Here is a 22,496-nt window from a genome sequence, read left to right as displayed (position 1 = left end):
GCCGTGCCCAAGTATCCGCCCCCCGAGGCACTGCCCGATGAGCCGAACGCCGTCACCCTGCCCGCTGGCACTCCTGTCTATCGTGTCCACAGCACTCATCGGAACGCAATCGGCTTCAACTCCGAGCCCACGCACGCCTTCTACTACGGCGGACGCTTCGACAGCACCCCGTACGAGAAGTACGGCTACCTCTATGTCGGGTTCAGCGTCGGCGCCGCCGTGTGCGAGGTGTTGCTGCGCTCGATCCCCTTCGACAGCAACGGCGGTACTCGCCTGCTCCCGCGCGTCTCCTTCGAGCGCCGCAGCCTGTCCTTTCTGCGCCTGGCCACCGATGTGGACGTGGTGTCGCTTATGTCCGGCAGGGACCTGGCGGCGGTCGCCCAGGACTCCTGGCTCGTACACACCGAGGGCGCGGACTACCCGCAGACCCGCGACTGGGGCCACTGGATCCGCCGCAGGACCGCACCATGGGCACAGGGCTTCGTCTGGCCCTCCAAACGGGAGCCCGCCGACCGCGTGGCCGTCCTGTTCCAGGACCGGTGCGGTGAACCACCCCTCGAACCCACCGGCGCACCCCGGATCGACTTCGGGACCGAGGACGGTGAGCACTGGCTAAACGGTGTCCTCGCCCCCTACCGCACACAAGCCGCGCCGCGACAGCACGAACGGATTTTCTAGGCATGCAGGCGAAGTTGTACGACCTTCAAGCCCTGCTGTACGAGATCAAGCAGGCGTCCACCGAGGGCAAGGGCGACGCCCAGGACCTCACCCGGATCACCGGCCTGGTCCTCGACCACCTCGGCTGCGCCACGGCCGACGAGGCATGGAAGAGGCTCTACACAGACTGGAAGGGCCTTCCGCGCTCCACCGTGATGTCGGGCATGCGCGCCGGACAGATCCTCACCATTTTGCCGATGCTGCGGTACCACCAGCCTGTCAGCGACCAGCAGAAGCTGGACGAACTGCTGCGCGAGGCCGACGCCTACGGACCGGGCGACCGCTGGCGGGCGATGGTCGCGGCCGTGGGCAGCACGTCCGGACTGCAGCAGCTCGAAAATCCCGACGACATGGAGAGGGCGCTCGCCCGGATCGAGCAGTCCCGGGTCGCCCTCCCGCCCAGCAGCCCGGAACGGGACGCGCTCGATGTGAGCCACGCCGCACTGCGCGCCCACCTCGCCCAGCTCGGGGGAGGCGAGGACGATTTCGACTCGGCCGTGGAGGACCTGGCCCGGCTGAGGGACTCGCCGACCTTCGACTCCGGAACGCGCCTGGGCTTCGACGGGCAGCTCGCCGTGTTCCGCTCGCACCAGGCTGTCCGGCGCGAGGACGAGACCGCGCTCGCCCAGCACATCCACGAGCTGGAAACCGTCATCGCGCAGCTGACCCCTGACCACATGGACCGGGTCGGAATGGAAGCCAGCCTCGACGTCGCCAGAGGCAACCTGGAAATTCTGCGCGCCCGGCGCTGGGGACGGCTCGACCGTGACCCCTCCGCCATGGGGTCCGCCGCCCCCGCCATCGACGAGGTACGGCGGCAGATCGCGCTGCTGCCGCGCGAAGGGCAGGCCGACCGGCTCGGCGAGGCGGGCATCAGCCGTGCCGCCCGTGCCCTGTTCGCCGGCGACGCCGAGGGAGTCGTCGAGGCGATGCGGCTGCTCCAGGACGCCCTGGACCTCCTCGAACCCGACGACGAGCGCTGGATCCGCAACGCCTGCACGCTCGGCACCGGCCACTGCGCTCTCGCCGGAATGGCGGGCGTACCGCGCGTCGACCGCCCCCGCTATCTCGACCAGGGCATCTCCTGGCTGAAGCACACCTTGCGCCTGGCGGGTGGCCCCGCGCACCCGCTGTGGAACTCCATGGGCATGTCCCTGGCCTTGGCCTATCGGCAGCGCGGCGACAACCAGCTGTTCAATGCCCGTGCCACCCGCCTCAACCACGCCGAGTCCCGCCGCGTCGGCCTCGACGCCGTGCGTGCCGCCGCCTGGAGCGTCCTGCTCCAGTCCGGTACCGCGCACGCCGCCGAGACCGGCCGCCGTGCCGGGGAGCAGGCGCTCGACGTGGCCCGCTGGTGCCTGGCCGACGGCGCCTACGACGACGCCGTACGCGCCCTGGACGCCGGACGCGGCCTTGTCCTGCACGCGGCGACCGTCGCCGCCACTGTCCCCGACATGCTGGGCGCCCTCGGGCAAACCGGCCTGGCCGACGAGTGGCGGGCGGCAGGGGCCGTCGTATCCGAACTGGGCCCGGAGGCAACCCTGGCCGCCCGGCCCATGGCCTCGGGCCCTTCCAGCCGACTGCGGCGTCGTGTCCTCCAGGCGCTCGCCGCGTCCCCGCACCGGCAGCGACTGCTGGACGTCCCTACGACCGAAAATATCGGCCAGGCGCTGCGCCTCATGGGCCGTACTGCGCTGGTGTATCTGGTGCCTGGGGACGACGGCGTGCCGGGAACGGCGCTGATCGTCTCTGCCGAGGGCAAGACCAAAGGGCTACAGCTACCCCAACTCACTGTCTCGGCGGAGCCATTGGCGAACTACCAGGCCACGGGCGCCCCCGGCCGTACTGCTGGTGGGCCACCCACCGCGACCACGCCCCAGCCACAACGGCCCGCGCCGGACGAAGGTCGTGCCGCGCTGGAGCGGCTGTGCCATTGGGCAGGGATGGCCGTGCTGGAGCCGCTGCTCAAGGAGCTGCCCCGGAGCTGGGACCGGGCCCCGTCCGTGGTGCTGGTGCCGATGGCGGAGCTGGGCGTCGTGCCCTGGCACGCCGCGCGCCTGCCCAGCCGTCGCGGCTCGCGGCGATACGCGTGCCAGGAAGCCGAGATCTCGTATCTTCCCTCCGCCCGCCTGCTGTGCGAGGTGGCCGCCCGCCCCTCCACCGGTGCGCGACAGGCGCTCGTCGTCGGCAACCCGACCCGCGACCTGCACCACGCGGGCGAGGAGGCCGAGGCCGTCTTCCGCACCTTCTACCCGGACGGCGAACTCCTCGGCCCCGGCACCGCGACGCCCGCCGCTGTGACCGACCGGCTGCGCCGACAGCGCGGCGGTCTGCTGCACCTGGCCTGCCACGGCGTGGTGGAGCAGGGCCTGCGGCACAGCTCGTACCTCCTGCTGTCCGGCGGGCGGTTGGCCGCTGAGGAACTGACCGAGGGCACCGCAAGGTATCGCCACCTGGAGGTCGTGGTGCTCGCTGCGTGCAGCACCAACGTGTCCGGGCACGGCTACGACGAGGCGTACAGCCTGTCCACCGCGTTCCTCGTCGCGGGCGCCCGCTCGGTGCTCGGCTCCCTATGGCCGGTGCCTGACGAGGCCACGTCAATGCTGATGTACATGACCCACCACTACATGCGCCGGGAAGGTCATCCGCCCGGACAGGCGCTCCGAAACGCCCAGTTGTGGATGCTCGACGACCGGAGGCAGCCACCACCGGGAATGCCGGTGGACTTGGTGGCGAGGGTGCCGCTGATCGACGCCGCCGACCCGGCTGGCTGGGCGGGATTCACCCACCTCGGCTGGTGAACTTCAGGGCAGCGCGGTGCGCACCAGCACCGAGGCGGTGCCCCACCGGCCCACGTCGTGGGCCGGTCCGCCCGGTCCGCCCGCGGTACGGGCGCCCGGCGGCGGAGCGAGCCGCAGCAGCCCGTCCCCGTCCCCCGGGGCCGTGCTGCCACGCCCGCCGGCTCCCGAGGCGTCCGGCGACCAGGACGGCAGCCGAAACGGGGCGACGTTCAGCTCGTTCTCGGCGACGATCAGCTTCAGCCAGTCCCGGGCGAACGAGCCCCGCACCATGGAACGGCCGGGAGGCAGCCGCATCCACACCGGCTCGCCGTGCCGCGCCGTCCCTGCGAGCCCGGACGCGACGAAGTCGCCCTCGAACAGGCCGGGTGACGCCCCGTAGTCGTCCGCCAGGTCGAGCAGCACGCACCACAGCAGGCGCGGCGAGTCATTGTGGATCCGCACGATCACCTGCGGCTCCCGGCCGTCCCGCGTGTACGAGCACACAATCTCGCCCGTCGCCGTGTGCCACAGATCTCCGACCAGCGGCTCGACCGTCACCCGCACCAGCGACGACAGCCACGGGTCGGGGTTCGCGAGGTCCTTCAGCTGATGCCAACGGGCGATGTGCGTCAGACAGCCGGCCACTCGGGCGGCATCGGCGGGCGACCCCAGCGGCATCGGGTCGACCCGATGCCCGTCGCCTCCAGTCACCTGCGCCGAGCTGCCACGGACCTCCACCCGCAGCGGCAGCCCGTGCCCACTGGTGGAAAGCATCGGCGCGCCGTCCACGGCTGCCGTCACCATGCCGACGGCACGGGGCTCGCCGACGACCGTCACCGTGGCCGGAGGGAACGCCAGCGCGGACGGTGTCACACCGTGCACCGTCGTGAGATCGCCCCGCCCCGGCGTCCAGCCGACCGGCTCCACCAGCGCCGACTCGGGCCGCACCTCCTCTACGACGACCGTCCGAGGCCTGCCGGGCCGCCGGGCGCCGTCCTCATCGACCAGGGTGAACTCGGCGCCCCTGGCCCGCAGCCCGTGCGCGTACCCGCAATTGATCTCCCACCCCGACACCGTGTGCCGGAGCAGGAACGGCGAAGCGGGCAGCACGTCGCCGTACAGGAAGCGCAGGTGGTCCGGGCCGCGCAGTTCGGGATGCTGCGCGTGATACCGACTGCGTACCTGTTCCTCGGCTAGGGAGTGCACTTTCCCGTACGTGGCCGCCGGGCCGAGGCGCTGCAGTGCGTGCGTCAGCGAGTGACTGAAGTAGCCGCGGGTTTCGCCGTCGACCAGCGCCTCGTACGCGCTCTCCTGCTCCCTGCACGCGGCGAGCAGCATGTGCCGACGCGGCTCGGCCCCCTGCGCGCCTGCGTCGCGTGAGGCTCGTGCGCTGCCCGTACGCCACCACGACTGCCATGTCACACCCCGCGAGCGCGCACCGGGCAGGATCTCGCGGCTCGCACCGCCGGAGTGGCAGCAGTCGAGTACGGCGACGACATGCGCGCCTCGGGCTGCGATCTCGTCGAGGAGGGCGCCGAGTTCGATGTCCTGGAGCAGCGGCTGTCTGCCCGCGTCGAGGCTGTCGGCGCACACGAGCGCCTGACTCATGCCGGTCGCCGCACGGGGGTCGTCGGTCGGACGCTCGCTGCCGTGCCCGCTGAACCACAGCAGCGCGGTGTCGCCCGGACCGCCGCGCCCCAGGTGCGCCCTGATGCCGTCGATCACCGCTGCCTTGGTCGCCTCCTTGTTACGCAGCGGCCGGATCTCGAGGTGCTGGGGACCGTGCTGCTGCCGCAGCCAACCCTCCGCCTCTGTCACATCGTTGACGCAGCCGTGGAGGGGCTTGTCCGGGTAGTCGTCGATGCCTACGAAAAGGGCGTACACGGTTCGCATGCCGTAATCCTGCCAGGACGGACGGGCAGGGGCAGGTCGTTCCCGGGGCGATTGCCGGGCAGGTGTGGGTAACCCCATGTGCTGCCGCCGTGTTGGCAGTTGACTGTGGACAGAGATCCACCAGGATCGTTCCGCAGCACACTCGTCCCGCAACTCAGGAAGGAGACCGGCGTGACTTTCGGGGGACAGAACCCATACGGACCGACGTGGCAGCCGAACGGGGGTCAGCCACCGCCACCGCCGGGCGTGCCGCCGCAGCCCGGCCCCCATCCGTACCCGGACTCGAACCCGTACACGGGGGCGCATCCGTCCCCAGGACCGCCGCCCTACCTCCCGTACGTGCCGCCCCGTTCGCTGCGGCAGCAGTACCGCGAGGGCGACTGGCCTCCGCTGCTGGAGCTGCTTCGGCGTCTGCCCATCCACGGCTGCGTGTGGGTTCCGGTCCTATTCTGCTTCTGGCCCGTGTTCCTTCCCGTCCTGGCCTATCCGCTGGCCCGCTCGGCCCGCCGGCAGGCGCACCGGAGATTCCCTCCGCACGTCTACCGCCGCATCCTGGATCCACAGGTGATGCGCGCGCAGAAGATCAGAGCCTGGGCCGCCCTGGCTGCGTCGTTCCTGATTCTTGTCGTCTACGGCACCGAGTCGGACCTTGCGGAGATCCAGGGTTTGTACATGCTCCGGCTTGCCATCACACCGTGGCTGCTGCTTCTCACCGCGCCCCTGGTGATCCTGGTCCTGTTCCGGCTCGCACCCCCGGTCGCAAGGCCAGGCATGCGATCCCGCCTGCGCCCTGCCATGCGCTCGGCCCTCTGGTACTTCGCCGCTTTCACAGCCGTGCCGCTGCTCTTCGCGGTCATGGTGTTCCTCAGTGAGAGTTCCCAGTCCTACGTGTTCAGTCCGTTCATCACGCTCGCCCTGCTCGCTCCGGTGCTATGGATGTTGTTCTTCGTCTGCTTCGCCTCCACAACGCTGGTCCGCACCGTGTTCGGCACCTCCGAGGTACACGCCGCGCTCCCGGCCCTGCTGACGGGTGTGCTGGTATGGGAACTGGCGGCCGTCAACCTAGCCATGGCCGGAATGCCACCGGGCCCGCCATTCATCCAGCTCTGCGCCCTGATCGGTGGCCCGGCCTCGGTTTCGGCGGTGGCGTGGTGGGAGATCGACCGCCTGCGCACGAGGTACGGGGTGACGTTGCGGACTAGCCCAATCCTCAGTACATAACCAATTTGGCGAGGGGTGGAGCGAGCAAGGCTGGACTGGGGCACAGATCCAGCACGGCCTGGCTACTGGACTCGCACTGCCCGCTCGCACAGCGACGACAGCGGTCGGTTCGAGAGCTTCGCCGCCGAAGATCTTTTCGTAGGCGCTGTCGTGGGGCGTCGCCTCTGGGCGGCGACTTGCAGGGACGGAACAACAACCTGGCCGGAGCCCGCCGCGCAGATTAATTGTCAAGACCTGTGGATCAGTTGAGGTGGATCACGCTGCGAGGGTCTCGTCTCGTTCGACGAGGAGGCCGTTCTCGAAGCGGGCGCCGGCTCGGACGAGGGCGACGAGGTGCGGTGCGGTGACCGCTCGCCAACGGGCCTGGGCGGACTCAACGAGTTTGAAGACCATCGCGAGGGCCGCGGCCGGGCTGCCTGCGCCTCGGGTGACCTTGGTCCGAAGCTTCACGGTGGAGAAGGTCGACTCGATCGGATTCGTCGTCCTCAGATGGACCCAGTGCTCGGGCGGGGAAGTCGTAGAACGCCAGCAGCTCGTCGACCTCGCCGGTGATCTTCTTGACGGCCTTGGGGAACTTCGCCCCGTACGCCTTCTCGAACGCGGTGACCGCCTTCTCGGCGTGTGCACGGTCCTCGGCGTTGTAGATCTCCTGCAGAGCCTTCTTCGCGCCGGGCTGCGCGGACTTCGGCAGCGCGTTCATGACATTCCGCGTCTTGTGAACCCAGCACCTCTGGTGCCTGGCCTGCGGAAACACCTCCGCCAGGGCCCGCCACAATCCCATCGCGCCGTCCCCGACGACGAGCATCGGATCCGTCATCCCGCGACGACGGCAGTCCCGCAGCAGGTCGGCCCAGGACTCCGTCGACTCGCGCAGGCCCTCAGCGATCGCGATCAGCTCCTTGGTCCCGTCGACGCGGACGCCCATCAGGACCAGGAGGCAGGGGTGGGTCTGCGAGAAGCGGATCTTGGGGTGGACGCCGTCGGCCCATACGTAGACGTAGGCGGATTCAGCCAGGTCACGGCGCTGGAACTCCGCGTGGTCGGCGGTCCACTGCTTCGTCAGCCGGGTCACCGTGGCCGGCGACAGCCCGGCCGCCGAGCCCAAGAACTGCTCCATCGCGGGCACGAAGTCGCCCGACGACAGGCCGTGGAGATAGAGCAGCGGCAGCACCTCGCTGATCTTCGGGGACTTCCGGTACCACGGCGCCAGGATCTTCGAGGAGAACCGCTGACGTTCACCCGTCGTTTCGTCGACCCGTTTGTCGTTCACGCGTGGGGCGGCCACCTCGACCGGCTCGGCAGCCGTGGTCACGGTCCGTGGCCGGTGCCGGCCGTTGCGGACCACCAGTCGGCGACCGGCTTCGTCACGCTGCCCGGCGAGCTCGGCTATGTACTGGTCCACCTCCGCCTCCAGGGCGGCGGCCAGCGTCCGCCGAGCACCCTCCCGGACGATCTCATTGCGGCTGATGCGCCGAAACCACGTCGTCCTGGCCCAGGACGGCCCCCGGGCTCGAAGAATCGCCACCCGGCCACCCGTCATGACGTGGGCCGGGTCCTCGCGACCGGCGAGGCATTCAGCCGCCCTGACCACCACAAGGTCGGCACCAAACCCCGGCGAACGGGTCGAGAAGAAACCGGTCGTAAGGGAACTGGGCTTGCCTGATCATCCGAAATGTCCGGGCTCAGATGCGCGATGGCCCTGCTTCAGCACGCGGGTTCACTGTCCAGGATGCCCTCGACAGTCACCGCACCTTCGATGGTTGCGCTCAGCCACTCTGCGAGGTTGATCCCTTGAGGCCAGTGCTGGCCCTCATGTGTGCACCACATCGGGCCAGTGGGGTCCCGGAAGTCAATCAGGGACCAGATGGTGCAGCCCCAGTCATACACCGGCACCAGGCCGACAGGGATCTGGCCGGATGGATCCGGTCCGTCTTGATAGATCTCTGCCAGGTCATTCCAGTCGCCTTGGGAAGCTCCTCCGCGAACTCCCAGGATGCCCTCTGCCGGGCCGAAGCCCCCGTTTGCCACCTCCAAGTAGAGGCGCCGCAGCAACGGCGGGAGAGGGAAGCCAATCATTTTCTCTGCCTCCGCGACCGCCTCCGGCGTCGCTGGCGCAGGCAGGCCGCCCGCCCCAGCGCTACCACGGACAGCCTCGACGATCGCTTCATCCATCACGCTGGCAGCCTCGCAGACCCCGGCATGGCAGGTCACTCTGGGGCGGTGAAAGGTAGACCCGTCAGACGTCGCGACGTTAAAAGACAAGGTCAGACCCGGACCGCCGTATCTGAGCGCTACCACCACGGGTTGCGCCACGTCCAGGACCAGCTCACCACCTAGCTCCACCGCCCGGTGTGCCAGCGCCTCCATCTGGACAGTGGTCGTAGCCGGCCCGGCTCCCGCCTCGGATACCGTGTTCCTCTACGGGGTGCCATAACGGATGTGACACCCCCCACCGGAGGTAGTCAGCGTATGAGTTCAAAGCGCAGCAAGAATCCAGCCCTGCCCGTACTTGACGACGCATACCGACTCGCGTCGGTCAAGGACGCCGAAGAGTCCACCCGCGACTTGGCCGCGCGGCTGGCCACCACCGAGCTGCGCCGCGTTTCCCACCCGGGCCGGGTCACCTGGGAGCCCACCGATCAGGCCGAGCCCGTACCGGTCCCGCCGACTGTGGTCGACGGTGACGGGGACCTGTGGCTGCGGGACCGGGGCACTGGCACCTGGACCATGCCCGAGTTCAACCCGAAGGAGTTCCCGGCCCGCTGCGGCGAGGTTCTGACGTGGAACCAGCTTGCCCGCGAGTTCGGCCCGCTGACCGCACTGGCCGACGACCGCCGCATCGGCGGCGGCCGGCGCTGACCGCGCAGCCTTCTGGGATGACCGCGCCCCTGAAGCGCCCGTTACGGGTAGCTGGGAGCTCCAGCTCACGCCGAGCTCGACGATGGCGGCGAGCAGGTGAGCGTGGTGGTGGCGTGCGACGGCCTCGAGCAGCGTGGTGCAGGCCTGGCGCCACCCGATGTCCTCGGTGCGGCCGGCGTCGGTGGACCAGCCGGTTAGCGGTCGGCCTTCAGTTGCCGTGGTGAGCGCGCGGCCCAGCTCGCCGATCGACTGCTGCCAGTCGGCCAACTGCCCGAGCAGGCCGCGCACCAGCTCGTCGACGGCGGCCGCCGGGCCGGCGCCGAAGGCCCGCGCTTCGGCGGCGGCCTCGGCGAGGACGTCTTCGTCCAGGTCCTCGAGGGCCTCACGCCACGGAGCGGCCGCAGCGTCGAAAGCCGCCAGGGCGACACGTTCAGTGCAACACCGCCGCGCATCGCGCTCTGACCTGCGGTGATGCCTCGGATAGAGGTTCGTGGAATCGGTGTTGCACCTCGCGTTGCAGGCCCGCGCCATGTCCGGGCGGAGCCGCCGGCCGCCGACAGCACGAGGCCCCGGGCGATGACGCCCGGGGCCTCTCGGTGCACTTCGCTTGACCGTCCTGTTCAACGACCAGCCGCAGCCGGTGTCACGCCCAGTCCACGCCCAGCGCCGCGATTGCGGCGAGCTGGTCAGCGGTGAGCTTCTCGCGCCTCGCACGTGTGTTCGAAATCCAGGAGAACGACGGCGACGTGCGAGTGTATGTACACCGGAAGCACGCGGTCGCCGTGATGCTGCGCCGCCCGAAGGAGGGCTCCTACCTCGCCAACGTGAGCGAGGGCGGCTCCGGCGTGTCCTTCGACGGCGACGACGAGGTGCGCACGCTCAGCGAACGGCTGGCCACGGGGGTGGACGCGGACTACCTGTGCGTCGACTGGCTCCTCACCCGCGAGGGACCGGTCTTCAACGAGTGGATGACGGTCTCAGCGGCCTACGAGGACCTGCCGGAGCCGGACCGCTCCCGGGTGGCGGCGGCGCTCGTCACCTATGTACGGGACCGGATCGCCGCAGGCTCCTGACGAGCCCCGTCCGGGGCGTACCCATGGCGGGTCGCCCCGGACGACCTCAGCGCGACCTGCTGTCAGTGTGCAGCGGAGGCGAGCGTCCACCCGACAGGTTGGTGCTTCATCGCCCTGGTGAAGGACTGTCTGATGGCGCTTCTCCGGCTTTTAACCGAGGCGGGGAAGCCACCGGCTGGTACGTCAGGTGGAAGACGCGCACGACTGCGTCAGTGGAGACCTGCACGTAATGCCGTCGTCGCCATGCAGAACTGGGGAGGTCTGTGTCCGGCGAGGCACTTCACCCAGACTTGACGAGTTCTGCAATTTGTTAGAAGGCGCGCAGATAGGCGCGGCACCAGTGGCGTGCCTCGCCTCGTTCAGGCCGTACGCGGGGGTGCCGAAGCGGTCCGCCAGCTCGACCCGAAACCCTCCCCAGCCCGCGTAAGCCCAAAGACCTGCCCGGCCTGCGCATCATTCAGCTCCGCTGATGGGCTTCGTGAATTTGGCTCTGACCGGACTTCCGTGATGTCCCGGTTCGCCCAGCCCTGGCCACAGCAGACCCCCGGTTTGGATCACCGGTGCGCCTATACGGGTCACTTCCGGGCGTCCCCCGAGCGAAAGACGCTCGGTAGGGGTAGGTCGCTTCGCGCAAGGTGACCTTGGGATCCGTGAGGAGATCAGCTGTGTACGCAGTAATACGGCGTTACGAAGGAGTGACTGACTCTGCCGAAGCGGGACGCCGCGTGGATGAGGGATTCGTGCCTCTCCTCCGCCGAGTCCCCGGCTTCGTGGCCTACTACTGGGTGGACGCCGGGGACGGAGTGATGGTCTCTACCAGCGTCTTTGAAGACCAGTCCGGGGCCGAAGAGTCGAGCGAGCGAGCGGCGGACTTCGTAAGGGACAACCTCGCGTCGCTGCTCCCCAACCGTCCTCAGGTCACGGCCGGCATGGTTGTGGCTGCTGGGTAGCGACCAACGAAGGGGGCCGCCGGATCCCAGCCACCTCCACTCCGACGACCTGGCCCTTCACGAAACTCCGGCCAGAGCCGTGAAGTGAATTTCCTCAGTGCTGCTCTTCCCTCCACTTCGTTGGATCCTGAACGGTCTGGGGAGGGTGGGGAGCGCGTGCGCGATCCCGCCGCCCGACGGAAGCACTGACAGGCTCAAGATCAACTATTGCGACCACGTACAGGTAGTCCAGGCCCGCGGTCTGCTCCACCAGGCCAGCAGTGTCCGTGGCGATCCGCGCGCCGCCGCTGTCCGGATCACCCGCGAAAGCGGCCCGCATGGCACAGCGCGTACCCGCCCACCTCATCCTCTTCGACGTCGTGTTCCTCGACGGCAGGATCATCACGAAGCTGCCCTACTCCGAGCGCCGCGGTGTGCTCGAAGGGCTCGGGCTCACGGGTACGCACTGGTCGACGCCCGCGTCGGTCGTCGGCTACGGGACCCAGGCCCTGGAGATGACCAAGGCCGCGGGTCTGGAAAGACTCGTCGCGAAGCGGCTCACCTCGATCTACGAACCCGGGGTGCGTTCCCGTGCGTGGATCAAGATCCGTCACGTCGAGACCGTGGACGTCATCGTGGGTGGTTGGGTACCCGGGCGTGGCCGGCTCGCGGGCCTGCCCGGCGCCCTGCTCGTCGGCGAGCAGGGCGAGGACGGCCTGCGGTACGTGGGCAGCGTGGGCACCGGCTGGAGCGATACCGAACGCGCAACCCTTGCCGAACTCCTCCGCATCGCCACGATCGACCACTGCCCATTCACCACGGTGCCGCCGGTGGCTGGGCCACGGTGGGTGCTTCCGCGCCTGGTCGGCGAGGTCCGCTACGCGACCCGGACCCGGGCCGGACGGCTGCGCCACCCCTCCTGGCACCGGCTACGCCCGGACCTCACCGCCGACGACATCACCTGACCCGTACCCGGCGTTTCTTGCTACGCCCGCGCCTCGGTCGGCTTGTGGGCGTGCTTCAAGGCCATCCTTGCGGCGACGGCGTCGGTCCCGAGCGTCCTCCAGTGCGGGTGCGCGGCCACGGATAGGCTCAGCTCGAGGAGGCGCGCCCGGTACTGGTCCACGCGTGCGGCCTGCTCCTGCGTGTATCCGGGGCTGTCCTCTTTGTGCGACACGTAGTCGGTGTGCAGTTGCTTGTCACTCTTCCAGCCGGGCATCGGCTCGCGGGACCACCGGGAGCGTTTTGGCGTACTGCTCGTACTCGGCGCGGGTCTGGTGAAGCGCGATCTGGGCGTCGCGCAGGTCCTGGGGGAAGTCGTACGTGGTGGTCACCCGCAAAATGATACGCATGTTCGATTAGGGGTGGGTATCCCACGCGTCCAGGGCACCCCGTGTGACCGAGCGGGATAGTTGGCGGACAAGCACGGTAGTTGGCGAATCTTGATACGCGATTGATGGCCAACCCGCTCACCTGCGGCGATGCGCTCGCGCTTGCAGCTGGCGGCGACGCGATCCGCCAACCATCCCCCTCAAGATCCGCCAACCAGCTTCCTCCGCGCGCCCGTGACCTGCACCGAACTGGCGACCGATACGCCGACATCCACGTCGCGGATCTGCAGGAGCAGGCGTAGGCGATCAGGTCCGGCGCGGTGAACCCCAGCAGCGCTTGATCTGCGGCCCAGCTCAGCAGCGGCAGGACCTCCGCGACCGGCTTCCCCCGGTCCAGTTCGAAATCTCGGCTGAGCAAAACAGCACTTCCTCGCCTTGTTGCCGGTGGCCCCGGCGCACCCGAACGCGTTGACCCGCGATCAGATACCGTCCACGCTCGCGCTCCGGGTGCGCCACTGCTCGGTCGCCACCCCTGCGAGGACCAGCTCGACCACATCTTCCGCGAGCGTGGCGGTGACGGGCAGGTGGGCGAAGAGCACCCGGTAGTACGTGGTCGAGGCCAGCATGTCGAGGAGCAGGTCGATGTCGGCGTCGGCGCGGATGTCCCCCCGGCGGATCCCGCGCCGCAGAGCCTCAGCCGTGGAGGCGCGGCGCGGGTGGAAGAACTTGTCGAGGAACGCCGATTCCAGCTCCGGGTCGTCGGCGAGGTCCGCGACCAGGGCAGGCAGTGTGCGCCGCCCCACGGTGGTGGTGAATGCCTGGCTGAGGGTGCCGATCCCGGCGATGAGGTCGCAGTGCGTGCACCCGGTGTCCGGGGTGGGCTGGGTGCCGATCGTCGTGGCGAGAGCATCCACGACGAGATGCTGGCGGGACTGCCAGCGGCGGCGCAGGGCCGGCTTGCTCGTCCCGGCACGGGCGGCGACCGCCTCGAGCGTCAGGTTGGCGTAGCCCGTCTCGCTGAGGATCTCCATCACAGCGTTGGGCACGGCCGCGTCGATGCGTTCGTCCCGCGGTCTTCCGAAGCGCTGCCTGGCGGCCGGTCGCGTGACGTCCGGGGCGTCGTCTGGGGTGTTCACCATCCCACCAGTATAGGTATATTTACGTTCCGTTCCGCAACGGAACGTAAATCTATCGCGAGGAGCGACCACCATGTCTCAGCATGTTGACGAGACAACGGAAGGACCCGGCGGCCCTCTCGCGCCACCGGTTGACATGGAACCGAAGCCGACTGAGAGCGTCTTCGCCGGCCCGTACCGGGCACTCACGTTCGGCGTCATCCTGGCGGTCGGCATGGTCGCGTTCGAGTCGCTCGGTGTGGCCACCGTGCTGCCCGACATCGCCCGCAAGCTGGACGGCCTGGGGGCCTACGGCTGGGGTCTGTCCGCGTTGATGCTCGCCAACATCATCGGCACCGTCCTCGCGGGACGGTCCGCCGACCGGGTCGGCCCGTGGCGTGCGGCAATGGTGGGCATGGCCGTCTTCGCGTTGGGCTGCGCGGTGGCGGGAGCGGCCACATCCTGGCCACTGTTCCTGCTGGGACGGTTCGCGCAGGGCCTTGGCGTCGGCGCCGTCATGGCCATGGCGTACACAGTGATCGGGCTGGCGTACCCCCAGCACCTGAGAGCCCGCATGTTCGCGCTGCTCTCGTCCGCCTGGACGATCCCCTCGCTCATCGGACCGGTCCTCGCCGGCACACTCGCAGATGCCACCACCTGGCGTGCAGTCTTCCTGCTCATGCTGCCGCTCATCGTGATCGCCGCCGCCCTGACCCTTCCTGGACTGCACAAGCTCAACCGTCCCCGGGATGCCGGCGCCACGGCGGCCGGCACTCCCGAGCTGCCGTGGCGGAAGGGGCCGCTGGCCGGCGCCATCCTGCTCACCGCGGGTACCGGCCTCCTCCTGCAGGCGCTGCTGCTGAAGAACTTCGCCCTGCTCGTCCCGCTCGCTCTGCTGGGTGTGGCCATCGCCGTGCCGGCACTGCGTCAGGTGACACCAAAAGGCACTCTCAGCGCCCGACCGGGGCTCGGAGCGGGCATTGTGATCCGTGGCCTCCTCTGCGGTGTCTACTTCGGCAGCGAGGCGTTCTTGCCCCTCGGCCTCCAGGAACTGCACGGTGTGAGCGCCGCTCAGGCCGGTCTCGGACTGTCCGCGGGCGCGATCACCTGGGTGTTGGGCTCGGCGCTGCAGGCAAAACGGGACGGCAGGGGTCAGGGCAGCCGCACCGGCAGCGTCGCCCTCGGCTTCATCGTCCTGCTGGCCGGTGTCGCGGTCATTACCCTGGCCATCCTCGTCGAATCCGTCCCGTTCTGGATCGCGGTGGCGGGCTGGGGAATCGGAGGCATCGGCATGGGCATCGCGTTCAACGCCGCGACCACCGAAACCATGGAGCAGGCACCCGCCCAGCGACAGGGCGAGGTCAGCGGAGCACTTCAGCTCACGCAGACCCTCGCCACCGGCCTGATCGCCGGTCTGGGCGGTGCGGCCATCGCCATCGCACAGCACTACGACGCCGACATCCGCACCGCTCTGTTCAGCATCTTCGCCCTCACCGGGGCTCTCGCCCTGAGCGGAGTACTCCTCGCCCGGCGTCTGCCCGCCGCACCCGTCCCTGCCAACGCCCGCCAGTAGCCAGCGATACAGATCCCGACCGGCCATCAGCATCGATGTGCACCCTGTGTCCGAATGACCCCGCCGGGGTGGGACCGCTGAAACCGTCCCGCCCCGGCGTCAGCACAGGTATCCGAGCAGCAGCGGAATCCATAACATCCATCACTCGACAACACAGGGTGACAAGGAGGAAGTGCCGTGAACGTCGTGCACATGCTGGGTCTCTGCGCCCCGGCGGAGGCCGATCCCTTCGGCGAGGCGCTGCTGCGCGCGCTCGCGGTGCCCGGCCCCTCCGGTGTGCGGCTGGAAGTCTGGCCGGCCCCACCCGATCTGCCGCCGCACACTGACGTCACTCCGCACGAACTGCCGCCCGAGGCAAGGGCGCTGCGCCGGAAAGTGGCCGACGCGAACGCACTGGTGCTCGCCGTACCCGAGTCGGCGTCCCTGCCGCCCGAACCGCTGCTCACCGCCCTGGACTGGCTCGCCAGGCCGAGAGGCGGATCCCCGCTGATCGGCAAGCCGATCTCAGTACTGACCACCACGTCGGCCGACGCCGGGGACCCCTCGTCGCCGACCGAGACCGAGCGGATACTGCTCGGCACCGGGTGCGAGATCGTCGGGCCGCGCACCATCACACCGTGTGCCGGGGAGGTCCTGCAGGACCGGCCGGGCGGCAGGGTGTTCATCGCCGATCCCGCCGCTGCCATGCGACTGCTGCTCCACGTCCGGCGAACGTCCAAAGCGGCCCGCGCCGCCTCGCACCTCTTGTCCGGACAGGACTTCCGGCCCTGGCTGTAGCAACAGGGACGCAGCCGTCCTCGGCCGCCCGCGACTCCCCGCGCGGGCATCCGGGCCCCCCGCCGCCGAGGACTGCGTCCCGCCGCTCGAAAGCGGCGGGACGTACCCGGCTCCCCTACGCCAGTGCGCCGACTCACCTGAGCGTCAAGGCGCGGGATCGCGTCCGTTGCCCTGTTGCCTCCTCCCCCAGGTGCTGCACACCCTCGTCCGGGACCTCCAGCGGCACCCAGGTCACCGCGCCGAAGCCCGCCGCCCGCAGACACTGCTCGTAGACCTCGGCGCGGGGGTAGTTGGCGACAAACCCAACCGGAGGGTCGAGCAGTGCCGTTATCCAGACACGCGGCCCGATCCGGCCTTCACCCACCGGCTCGTAGCGGCTCCCTGACCGTCACCTTCGACCGGCCCCCGGACTGGGTGGTCGAGAACGCGCCGGCCGTGCCCGGCCGGGAATCCAGACGCCGTGCGTCCCAGGCGGGCGGCGGACAGGCCGGCGGCGAGCCAGTCGACGGCGGTGTGCGTTGACACCGCCGGTACGGCCGGAAGATCTGAACCAATACCGGGAATCAGGCCGCAACGAGCTCCTGCTCGCGGTCCGGCGTCTTGACCTTGGGCTTCTTGTTCGGCAGCGAGAGCCGGAAGACCTTGCGCCACGCGGAGACCACCTGCTTGGGCAGCGGCCCGGTGACGTACTCCAGCTCGTACATTTCGAACAGCGCGCGCACCTTCACCGCGACCTCGGCGTACCGGTTGCTCGGCAGGTCCGGGAACAGGTGGTGCTCGATCTGGTGCGACAGGTTGCCGGTCATGAAGTGCATGGCCCTGCTGCCGCTGATGTTCGCCGAGCCCATCATCTGGCGCAGGTACCACTGGCCGCGCGTCTCGCCCTTGATCGACCGGCGCTCGAAGACCTGCACGCCCTCGGGGAAGTGCCCGCACATGATCACCGAGTGGGACCAGATGTTGCGGACCAGGTTCGCGGTGAACGTGGCGGCGAGTGTGGTGAAAAACGACGGGCCCGACAGCAGCGGGTGAATCACGTAGTCCTTGAGCACCTGCTTGCGGATCTTGCGGCCCACGGCCTTGGCCCGCGCGCGGAACTCCGGGTTCCTGCGGCGGCGCTTGTGCAGGTTCTTGCCGAGCTCCAGGTCGTACGCTGCGATGCCGTACTCGAAGAAGCAGGCGTTGATGAAGTTCCACAGCGGCTGGCCGAGGTGGAACGGGTGCCATTTCTGGTCCTCGTCGACGCGCATGATGCCGTAGCCGAGGTCGTTGTCCTTGCCGATCACGTTGGTGTACGTGTGGTGCAGCTCGTTGTGCGAGTGCTTCCACTGCTCGGACGGCGAGACGTGATCCCACTCCCAGGTGGTGGAGTGAATCTTCGGGTCTCGCATCCAGTCCCACTGGCCGTGCAGGACGTTGTGGCCGATCTCCATGTTGTCCATGATCTTCGCCACGGACAGACCGGCGGTGCCGAGCAGCCACGCGGGCGGGAAGATCGAGAACAGCAGCACGCCCCTGCTGAACAGCTCGAGCTTGCGCTGCGCCGAGATGACCTTACGGATGTAGGCGGCGTCTTTCTCGCCGCGGCTGGCGATCACCTCGTCGCGGATCGCGTCCAGCTCGCGGCCAAGCTCCTCGATCTGCTCCGCGGTCAGGTGGGCGGTGGGGTCGATGGCGGTCAAGGTGCTCCTACCGTTCGATGTCGCAGGGGCCCGCCGCGGCGGACACGCAGGTCTGGATGAGGACGCCCGGCTCGGCCTCGGTGATCTCGCCGGTGCGCAGGTCGCGGACGGCGCCCGCCTTGAGCGGCGTGATGCAGCCGAAGCAGATGCCCATGCGGCACCCGGAGGGCATGAGCACGCCGGCCTCCTCGCCGATGTCCAGCAACGGCGTGGCGCCGTCCGCGTCGACGGTCTTGCCGGTGGCGCTGAACGTGACCTCGCCGCCGTCGCCGGCGACGACGATGCTTGGGCGGAAGCGTTCGGTGTGCAGGCGCTCTTGTACGCCATGCTCCGTCCAGTGCTCTTCGGCGGCGTCGAGCAGGCCCGCGGGCCCGCAGGCCCAGGTCTCGCGCTCGGCCCAGTCGGGCACGAGTTCGGCGAGACGGGCGATGTCGAGCATGCCGTCTGTGTCGGTGTGCACCTCGGTGAGCCGCAGTTTATTGTCCGCGACCAGGTCGTGCAGTTCGTTGCGGAAGATCACGTCTTGCGGCTGTGGCGCGCAGTGGACCATGACGACGTCGTCGAACTCGATGTCGCGCAGCATGCCCATCACGGGCGTGATGCCGCTGCCGGCCGTCAGGTAGAGCACCTTGGCGGGCTTGGCCTGCGGCAGCACGAAGTCACCGGTCGGCTGGTCGAGCTGGATCAGCGTGCCCGGTTTCGCCCTGCGGACCAGGTGGTTGCTGACCTTGCCGTCCGGGATCGCCTTCACGGTGATCGTGACGCGGCCGTCCCGGCGGTTTGTCGGCGAGGTGATGGAGTAGGCACGCCACAGGCGCACCCCGTCGACGTCGACCCCGATCCGCACGTACTGACCGGCTGTGTGGCCGCGCCAGCCCCGTCCCGGACTGATCACGATAGTCGCGGCGTCACCCGTCTCGGGGTGCACGGCCTCGATGCGCCCACGCAGGTCAGCACCCGCACGCAGCGGGCTGACCAGGTCGAGGTAGTCCGACGGCAGCAGCGGCGTCGTGACCATCTCCAGCAGTTTCCACGCCCTGCTGCGGAGGGCTGCACTTGTCATGACTACAGCCTGCTGCGCCTCGAGGCGTAAAGTCCTGACCGCAGGACGTAAATCTGGTCGGCTGAATTGTTCGCAGGGAACAAAACGTGAGCCATGCAATCCGGAGGGCCAGCGAACTGGCCCTGGATGAGACGACGGTCACCGCACTTCGGGCGGCGCTGAAGACCACCGCCGACGAGGTCGTCCAGGCGATCATCGATGAGGTCCCTCCCTACGCCAACGCCCTTTCGGGCCGCATGGGTGCCACCATCCGCCGAGCCGTCCGTACCGCCCTGGGGCACTACCTGGACCTCGCGAGCGGGAACGCCACAGGCGGCGACGCCGGTGAGGCAGCCTACGAGCTGGGCCGCGGCGAGGTGCGCGACGGCCGTTCGATGGACGCCCTACTCAGCGCCTACCGCGTCGGCGCCCGAGTGGCCTGGCGATGCCTGGCAGCGGGTGCCGTGCCCGCAGGTCTGCCCGCCGCCGAGGTCGCCAAGTTCGCCGAGCTGACCTTCGCCTACATCGACGAGCTCTCCGCCGCGAGCGCCGCGGGCCACGCCGACGAACTGGCCGCCCGGGGCAGGGCCCACGAGCGCCACTTGGAGCACCTGGCCCGCGACCTCCTCGCCGGCGCGAGCCCGGACGTGCTGCTGGCCTCTGTTCGACTGGCCGGGTGGCAGCCTCCGGTTTCGCTGACCGCGGTCCTGCTGCCCGCCGCCCAGGCCCGGCCTGTCTACCGCGCGCTCGACCCGAGCACCCTTGTCCTCGACGACCTGCCGGACGCCACCGGTGTGCTGCTCGTCCCCGATGCCGACCGATCACATCTCTTGCGGCAGCTAGCCGACCGCACCGCCGTGGCCGGCCCGGCCCGGCCATGGACTTGTGCGTCCGCCTCGTACGCACGAGCCATACGCGCGCGCTCCCTCTCCTCTGATATTCGCGACACCGAGGACCACCTGCCCGAGCTGGTGCTGAGCGCCGACGTGGACGCGTTCGCAGACCTGCGTGCCCGAGCCCTCGCACCGTTGCGGACCTTGCCTGTCGCGACCGCACAGCGGCTGGAGGAGACGTTGCGGGCGTGGCTGCTGCACCAGGGCAGGCGGGACGAGGTGGCGGCGGCGTTGTTCGTCCATCCCCAGACAGTCCGATACCGGATGTCGCAGTTGCGGGAGCTGTTTCCGGATCTCGCATCGCCACAGCGGGTCCTTGAACTGACGCTGGCGGTCGGTCTTCGGGTCAGCTGACGCGTACTTCGACCGTCCACGACCGCGTCCGCGAGCGGTCCAGGAATCGTGCCTGGTTCTCGGCGCCATCAGCTGGCTCATGCGGCCCGGGGAAGAGGGGTATTAGCCAGCTGAGACCGGGGGTTGATGTGTGAAGACCAGACAATGCCTCGGGAAGCCCGTCGGGGGCGATGTCTCTGAGAAGCGCGGTGGCGGATACGGCTCGACTGGATCCGGTGGACGATGCGCACCGGCCCGCTCGTCGACGCGCTCATCGAGCATCTGGTCGGTGATCTGGGCCGCTATGCCCTGGAAAAGTGCTTTCATGTCGTCGTGGGGGGGGCGCTGTCCTGGCACGAGCTGACCCCCGGGCGCGCGGCGGGCTGCAGCTGGGTGACCGGCAGGGCGGCCAGGCCGGGGCACCAGGGGCGGGGGCCGGGCCGCTCGCGCCGGGGACCACCGTGATTCTGCGACGGCCCCGTGCCTCCCTTCCGACAGGTCAACCGGACGACCGACCGGGCCGGCCTGGCACACCGCGCAAGGGATGATGGGGATGGAATGACGGAACGTGAGGTCAGGAGATTCCATGGCGAGTCGGGTTCACCGACCGCGTGAGGACGCGGAGTTCAATTTCATCCTCGGGATGAGCGGAGTTCCGGTCCTCGCATACTTCACCGGGACATGGCCCAAGGCAATCGAGCCCTGCTGGGTGATGGACCTCGTCGTGGGTGGCATCGCCGACGACTACACGGGCCGCCTGACGGCCGTCCGCGCCGACATCACGCGTTGTCCGGCCGCAACCGAGCGATACGGGATCACCGGAGCGCCGTCCTACGTCCTGCTGAAGGAGGGAGAGGCGGTGGCGCACGGCACGGGGCCTATGACCATCACCGAGATACGGAAGTTCCTGGACGGCCACCTCTGAGCGGCCGCTGCGGCACGTGGCCGCGACGCCCGTCGCGTCTCGTCTATGGGAGTGCGCCGCCTGAGACACCTTGGGGCTGCCCCACAGGTCACATAACTCCGTCGAGGACCAGGCCGTGCGGCAGCTGCCCGGCCGCGGCAACCAGGTCAGGGAAGTGGCGCTGGATGAGACTGCCGCGCCGCGACTGCAGAAGTGTGGGGCCGCCTGCTCGGGCGGAAGTGAACAGCAGCGCACGGGTAGCCGTCGAACTTGGCCTCGAAGGCCAGGGTGCCGGGCAGCACGCCCGGCCCCGGGAGTGTCTCGCGGGCCTGGGCGAGCATCGGTTCGACGGGAGGCGTCAGCACCGTGCGGTCAGCCGGCGGGCTGCTCGGGGTGGGCCTGGGTCCGCAGCGTCCAGCACTCCCCCGCACAGTCAGAGGGCAGCGGCGGGAAACGGTGGCCCTTCACGTCCGTGCTCAGTGATGCCCTCCCCGCAGTCGCACTCGTAGATCCCGCTGGCGGGCACGATCTCACCGGGATGCCACGACGCCCTGTCCTCGCTCATGACCTCTGTCTACGACGACCCCGAACCCCCCGCCACCCGGGCGGGGCAGGTGAAGCCCGTCAACCACATCCCCGTCGCACGGGCCTCAGCTCGCTCGAACGAATGGTGTGCACCGAGCCGGCGAACCAGACAAGGCAGTGGCGGCGTGAGGAGCGACATGGAAATCGACGCCCAGCACATCCGTGAGCCCGGCCCCGTCGCCAGAGCGCGGAATCGGGGGCCGCGGACTGCACCGGCCCAACGTGGGGGTCCAAACCAGTGCGTGCGTCACACGGCCCAACGCACCACCCACCCGCAAGGACACGTTCCGCGTCAACGCGAAACGCTGCCCGCCTGCTTGCCGGATTCCCTGGCCATCTCCATCAGCAAGTCGATGACCTGCTGATCCGCCACTCCGTAGATCGCGCACATCTCGGGGATTGATGGCGCGGCGGCCGTTCTCCAGGTGACTGGTCTTGGGCTGGGAGACCATGAGCCGCTCGGCCACTTCTGTGCTCTTACCTGTCACACCTGCTCGTTCAGCAGCCCTTCTGCCGCCAGTGGCAGAGGTCGAGGTCCCGCTACTTGCGGCGATTTCACAAGGTCACGGCCGGTACCCGCACTGGGTTCGAGATGGCTGGTGCGCCGCGGCGGCAGGCTGTCCGTTGACCTCCGGTAGGTTGCGGCGCGAACCCGATTCCCCGTGAAGGAGATCCGATGTGAGCACGTTAGAAACAGACGAGGTCCCGCAACACCTGGCGGCGTCGTACGCCACGGGCTTCGGTGAGGAAGGGAGAGCCTGGATCGCCGGACTGCCGGCTCTCGCGGCG

18 protein-coding genes and 5 pseudogenes are annotated in these 22,496 nt (G+C 69.2%); 13 read left to right on the top strand and 10 right to left on the bottom strand.

The window, feature by feature from the left end; all coding sequences use genetic code 11:
* Positions 1–3: 3 nt before the first annotated feature.
* Complete coding sequence (locus tag ACFWSK_RS32670; protein ID WP_383794234.1) at positions 4–678, top strand: RES family NAD+ phosphorylase; 675 nt, start codon at positions 4–6, stop codon at positions 676–678.
* 2 nt (positions 679–680) lie between these two features.
* Positions 681–3,518, top strand: coding sequence for a CHAT domain-containing protein (locus tag ACFWSK_RS32665; RefSeq protein WP_383794231.1), 2,838 nt, complete (start codon positions 681–683; stop codon positions 3,516–3,518).
* Positions 3,519–3,521: 3 nt separating this feature from the next.
* Here ACFWSK_RS32665 and ACFWSK_RS32660 read toward each other — a convergent pair whose 3' ends face one another.
* Positions 3,522–5,390 carry a caspase domain-containing protein gene (locus tag ACFWSK_RS32660; protein WP_383794228.1) on the bottom strand — a complete coding sequence of 623 codons (1,869 nt, stop codon included), beginning with the start codon at positions 5,388–5,390 and terminating at the stop codon, positions 3,522–3,524.
* Positions 5,391–5,561: 171 nt separating this feature from the next.
* On the opposite strand from ACFWSK_RS32660, the gene ACFWSK_RS32655 reads away from it, so the two are divergent.
* Complete coding sequence (locus ACFWSK_RS32655; protein WP_383794225.1) at positions 5,562–6,611, top strand: hypothetical protein; 1,050 nt, start codon at positions 5,562–5,564, stop codon at positions 6,609–6,611.
* A 255-nt stretch (positions 6,612–6,866) separates the two neighbouring features.
* On the opposite strand, the pseudogene ACFWSK_RS32650 reads toward ACFWSK_RS32655, so the two are convergent.
* Positions 6,867–8,130 (bottom strand): annotated as a pseudogene (locus tag ACFWSK_RS32650) (IS256 family transposase).
* On the opposite strand from ACFWSK_RS32650, the pseudogene ACFWSK_RS32645 reads away from it, so the two are divergent.
* Positions 8,074–8,274: pseudogene (locus ACFWSK_RS32645) on the top strand (hypothetical protein); the annotation flags it as partial. The pseudogenes ACFWSK_RS32650 and ACFWSK_RS32645 overlap by 57 nt on opposite strands.
* 41 nt (positions 8,275–8,315) lie before the next feature.
* Here the strand turns inward: ACFWSK_RS32645 and ACFWSK_RS32640 are convergent.
* Complete coding sequence (locus ACFWSK_RS32640) at positions 8,316–8,978, bottom strand: SMI1/KNR4 family protein (protein WP_383794221.1); 663 nt, start codon at positions 8,976–8,978, stop codon at positions 8,316–8,318.
* A 102-nt stretch (positions 8,979–9,080) separates the two neighbouring features.
* On the opposite strand from ACFWSK_RS32640, the gene ACFWSK_RS32635 reads away from it, so the two are divergent.
* From ACFWSK_RS32635 to ACFWSK_RS32620, 4 genes and pseudogenes are all read left to right on the top strand, one after another.
* Positions 9,081–9,470 (top strand): hypothetical protein, encoded by a 390-nt coding sequence (locus tag ACFWSK_RS32635; RefSeq protein WP_185296817.1) that lies wholly within the window; start codon positions 9,081–9,083, stop codon positions 9,468–9,470.
* Positions 9,471–10,162: 692 nt separating this feature from the next.
* Positions 10,163–10,543 (top strand): hypothetical protein, encoded by a 381-nt coding sequence (locus ACFWSK_RS32630; protein ID WP_383794218.1) that lies wholly within the window; start codon positions 10,163–10,165, stop codon positions 10,541–10,543.
* A 725-nt stretch (positions 10,544–11,268) separates the two neighbouring features.
* Positions 11,269–11,493, top strand: a complete 225-nt coding sequence (locus ACFWSK_RS32625) for a hypothetical protein (RefSeq protein WP_383794215.1) — start codon at positions 11,269–11,271, stop codon at positions 11,491–11,493.
* Between the two features lie 287 nt (positions 11,494–11,780).
* Positions 11,781–12,437: pseudogene (locus tag ACFWSK_RS32620) on the top strand (ATP-dependent DNA ligase); the annotation flags it as partial.
* 20 nt (positions 12,438–12,457) lie between these two features.
* On the opposite strand, the gene ACFWSK_RS32615 reads toward ACFWSK_RS32620, so the two are convergent.
* The 3 genes from ACFWSK_RS32615 to ACFWSK_RS32605 all read right to left on the bottom strand — a co-directional run bounded on the left by ACFWSK_RS32615 (position 12,458) and on the right by ACFWSK_RS32605 (position 13,942).
* Positions 12,458–12,691 carry a hypothetical protein gene (locus ACFWSK_RS32615; protein ID WP_383794213.1) on the bottom strand — a complete coding sequence of 78 codons (234 nt, stop codon included), beginning with the start codon at positions 12,689–12,691 and terminating at the stop codon, positions 12,458–12,460.
* Positions 12,672–12,806, bottom strand: coding sequence for a hypothetical protein (locus ACFWSK_RS32610; protein ID WP_383794210.1), 135 nt, complete (start codon positions 12,804–12,806; stop codon positions 12,672–12,674). The genes ACFWSK_RS32615 and ACFWSK_RS32610 overlap by 20 nt, the downstream gene beginning before the upstream one ends.
* A gap of 476 nt (positions 12,807–13,282) precedes the next feature.
* Complete coding sequence (locus ACFWSK_RS32605) at positions 13,283–13,942, bottom strand: TetR/AcrR family transcriptional regulator (RefSeq protein WP_383794208.1); 660 nt, start codon at positions 13,940–13,942, stop codon at positions 13,283–13,285.
* A 70-nt stretch (positions 13,943–14,012) separates the two neighbouring features.
* On the opposite strand from ACFWSK_RS32605, the gene ACFWSK_RS32600 reads away from it, so the two are divergent.
* Together ACFWSK_RS32600 and ACFWSK_RS32595 are read left to right on the top strand one after the other, a co-directional pair.
* The gene (locus ACFWSK_RS32600) at positions 14,013–15,491 is read left to right on the top strand and encodes an MFS transporter (protein WP_383794205.1); all 1,479 of its coding nucleotides are present in this window, start codon (positions 14,013–14,015) and stop codon (positions 15,489–15,491) included.
* 177 nt (positions 15,492–15,668) lie between these two features.
* Positions 15,669–16,268, top strand: a complete 600-nt coding sequence (locus tag ACFWSK_RS32595) for an NAD(P)H-dependent oxidoreductase (RefSeq protein WP_383794201.1) — start codon at positions 15,669–15,671, stop codon at positions 16,266–16,268.
* 563 nt (positions 16,269–16,831) lie between these two features.
* Here the strand turns inward: ACFWSK_RS32595 and ACFWSK_RS32590 are convergent.
* Positions 16,832–17,950, bottom strand: a complete 1,119-nt coding sequence (locus ACFWSK_RS32590; protein ID WP_383794199.1) for a fatty acid desaturase family protein — start codon at positions 17,948–17,950, stop codon at positions 16,832–16,834.
* Positions 17,951–17,957: 7 nt separating this feature from the next.
* On the bottom strand, positions 17,958–19,013 hold the full coding sequence (locus ACFWSK_RS32585; RefSeq protein ID WP_383794197.1) for a ferredoxin reductase: 1,056 nt from the start codon (positions 19,011–19,013) through the stop codon (positions 17,958–17,960).
* 86 nt (positions 19,014–19,099) lie between these two features.
* Here ACFWSK_RS32585 and ACFWSK_RS32580 point away from each other — a divergent pair, with 86 nt between their 5' ends.
* Both ACFWSK_RS32580 and ACFWSK_RS32575 read left to right on the top strand, forming a co-directional pair.
* Positions 19,100–20,239 carry a PucR family transcriptional regulator gene (locus ACFWSK_RS32580; RefSeq protein ID WP_383794194.1) on the top strand — a complete coding sequence of 380 codons (1,140 nt, stop codon included), beginning with the start codon at positions 19,100–19,102 and terminating at the stop codon, positions 20,237–20,239.
* Between the two features lie 565 nt (positions 20,240–20,804).
* A complete protein-coding gene (locus ACFWSK_RS32575) occupies positions 20,805–21,143 on the top strand; it encodes a thioredoxin family protein (RefSeq protein WP_383794191.1) in 339 nt (112 codons plus the stop codon).
* A 412-nt stretch (positions 21,144–21,555) separates the two neighbouring features.
* On the opposite strand, the gene ACFWSK_RS32570 is transcribed toward ACFWSK_RS32575, so the two are convergent.
* Positions 21,556–21,687: a hypothetical protein gene (locus ACFWSK_RS32570; RefSeq protein WP_383794188.1), complete on the bottom strand. Its 132-nt coding sequence runs from the start codon at positions 21,685–21,687 to the stop codon at positions 21,556–21,558.
* A 333-nt stretch (positions 21,688–22,020) separates the two neighbouring features.
* Positions 22,021–22,195 (bottom strand): annotated as a pseudogene (locus ACFWSK_RS32565) (transcriptional regulator); the annotation flags it as partial.
* Positions 22,196–22,385: 190 nt separating this feature from the next.
* Between ACFWSK_RS32565 and ACFWSK_RS32560 the strand changes: the two are divergent.
* Positions 22,386–22,496: pseudogene (locus ACFWSK_RS32560) on the top strand (hydroxyurea phosphotransferase); the annotation flags it as partial.

The sequence above is a fragment of the Streptomyces sp. NPDC058620 genome (assembly GCF_042717135.1).
Taxonomy (GTDB): domain Bacteria; phylum Actinomycetota; class Actinomycetes; order Streptomycetales; family Streptomycetaceae; genus Streptomyces.
This window is presented reverse-complemented; position numbering and strand designations above follow the sequence as displayed.

Coding starts and splice junctions, on each gene's coding strand:
- ACFWSK_RS32600 (WP_383794205.1), top strand. CDS start 14,013: ATGTCTCAGCATGTTGACGAGACAACGGAAGGACCCGGCGGCCCTCTC.
- ACFWSK_RS32665 (WP_383794231.1), top strand. CDS start 681: ATGCAGGCGAAGTTGTACGACCTTCAAGCCCTGCTGTACGAGATCAAG.
- ACFWSK_RS32660 (WP_383794228.1), bottom strand. CDS start 5,390: ATGCGAACCGTGTACGCCCTTTTCGTAGGCATCGACGACTACCCGGAC.
- ACFWSK_RS32570 (WP_383794188.1), bottom strand. CDS start 21,687: ATGAGCGAGGACAGGGCGTCGTGGCATCCCGGTGAGATCGTGCCCGCC.
- ACFWSK_RS32575 (WP_383794191.1), top strand. CDS start 20,805: ATGGCGAGTCGGGTTCACCGACCGCGTGAGGACGCGGAGTTCAATTTC.
- ACFWSK_RS32585 (WP_383794197.1), bottom strand. CDS start 19,013: ATGACAAGTGCAGCCCTCCGCAGCAGGGCGTGGAAACTGCTGGAGATG.
- ACFWSK_RS32615 (WP_383794213.1), bottom strand. CDS start 12,691: ATGCCCGGCTGGAAGAGTGACAAGCAACTGCACACCGACTACGTGTCG.
- ACFWSK_RS32605 (WP_383794208.1), bottom strand. CDS start 13,942: ATGGTGAACACCCCAGACGACGCCCCGGACGTCACGCGACCGGCCGCC.
- ACFWSK_RS32640 (WP_383794221.1), bottom strand. CDS start 8,978: ATGGAGGCGCTGGCACACCGGGCGGTGGAGCTAGGTGGTGAGCTGGTC.
- ACFWSK_RS32635 (WP_185296817.1), top strand. CDS start 9,081: ATGAGTTCAAAGCGCAGCAAGAATCCAGCCCTGCCCGTACTTGACGAC.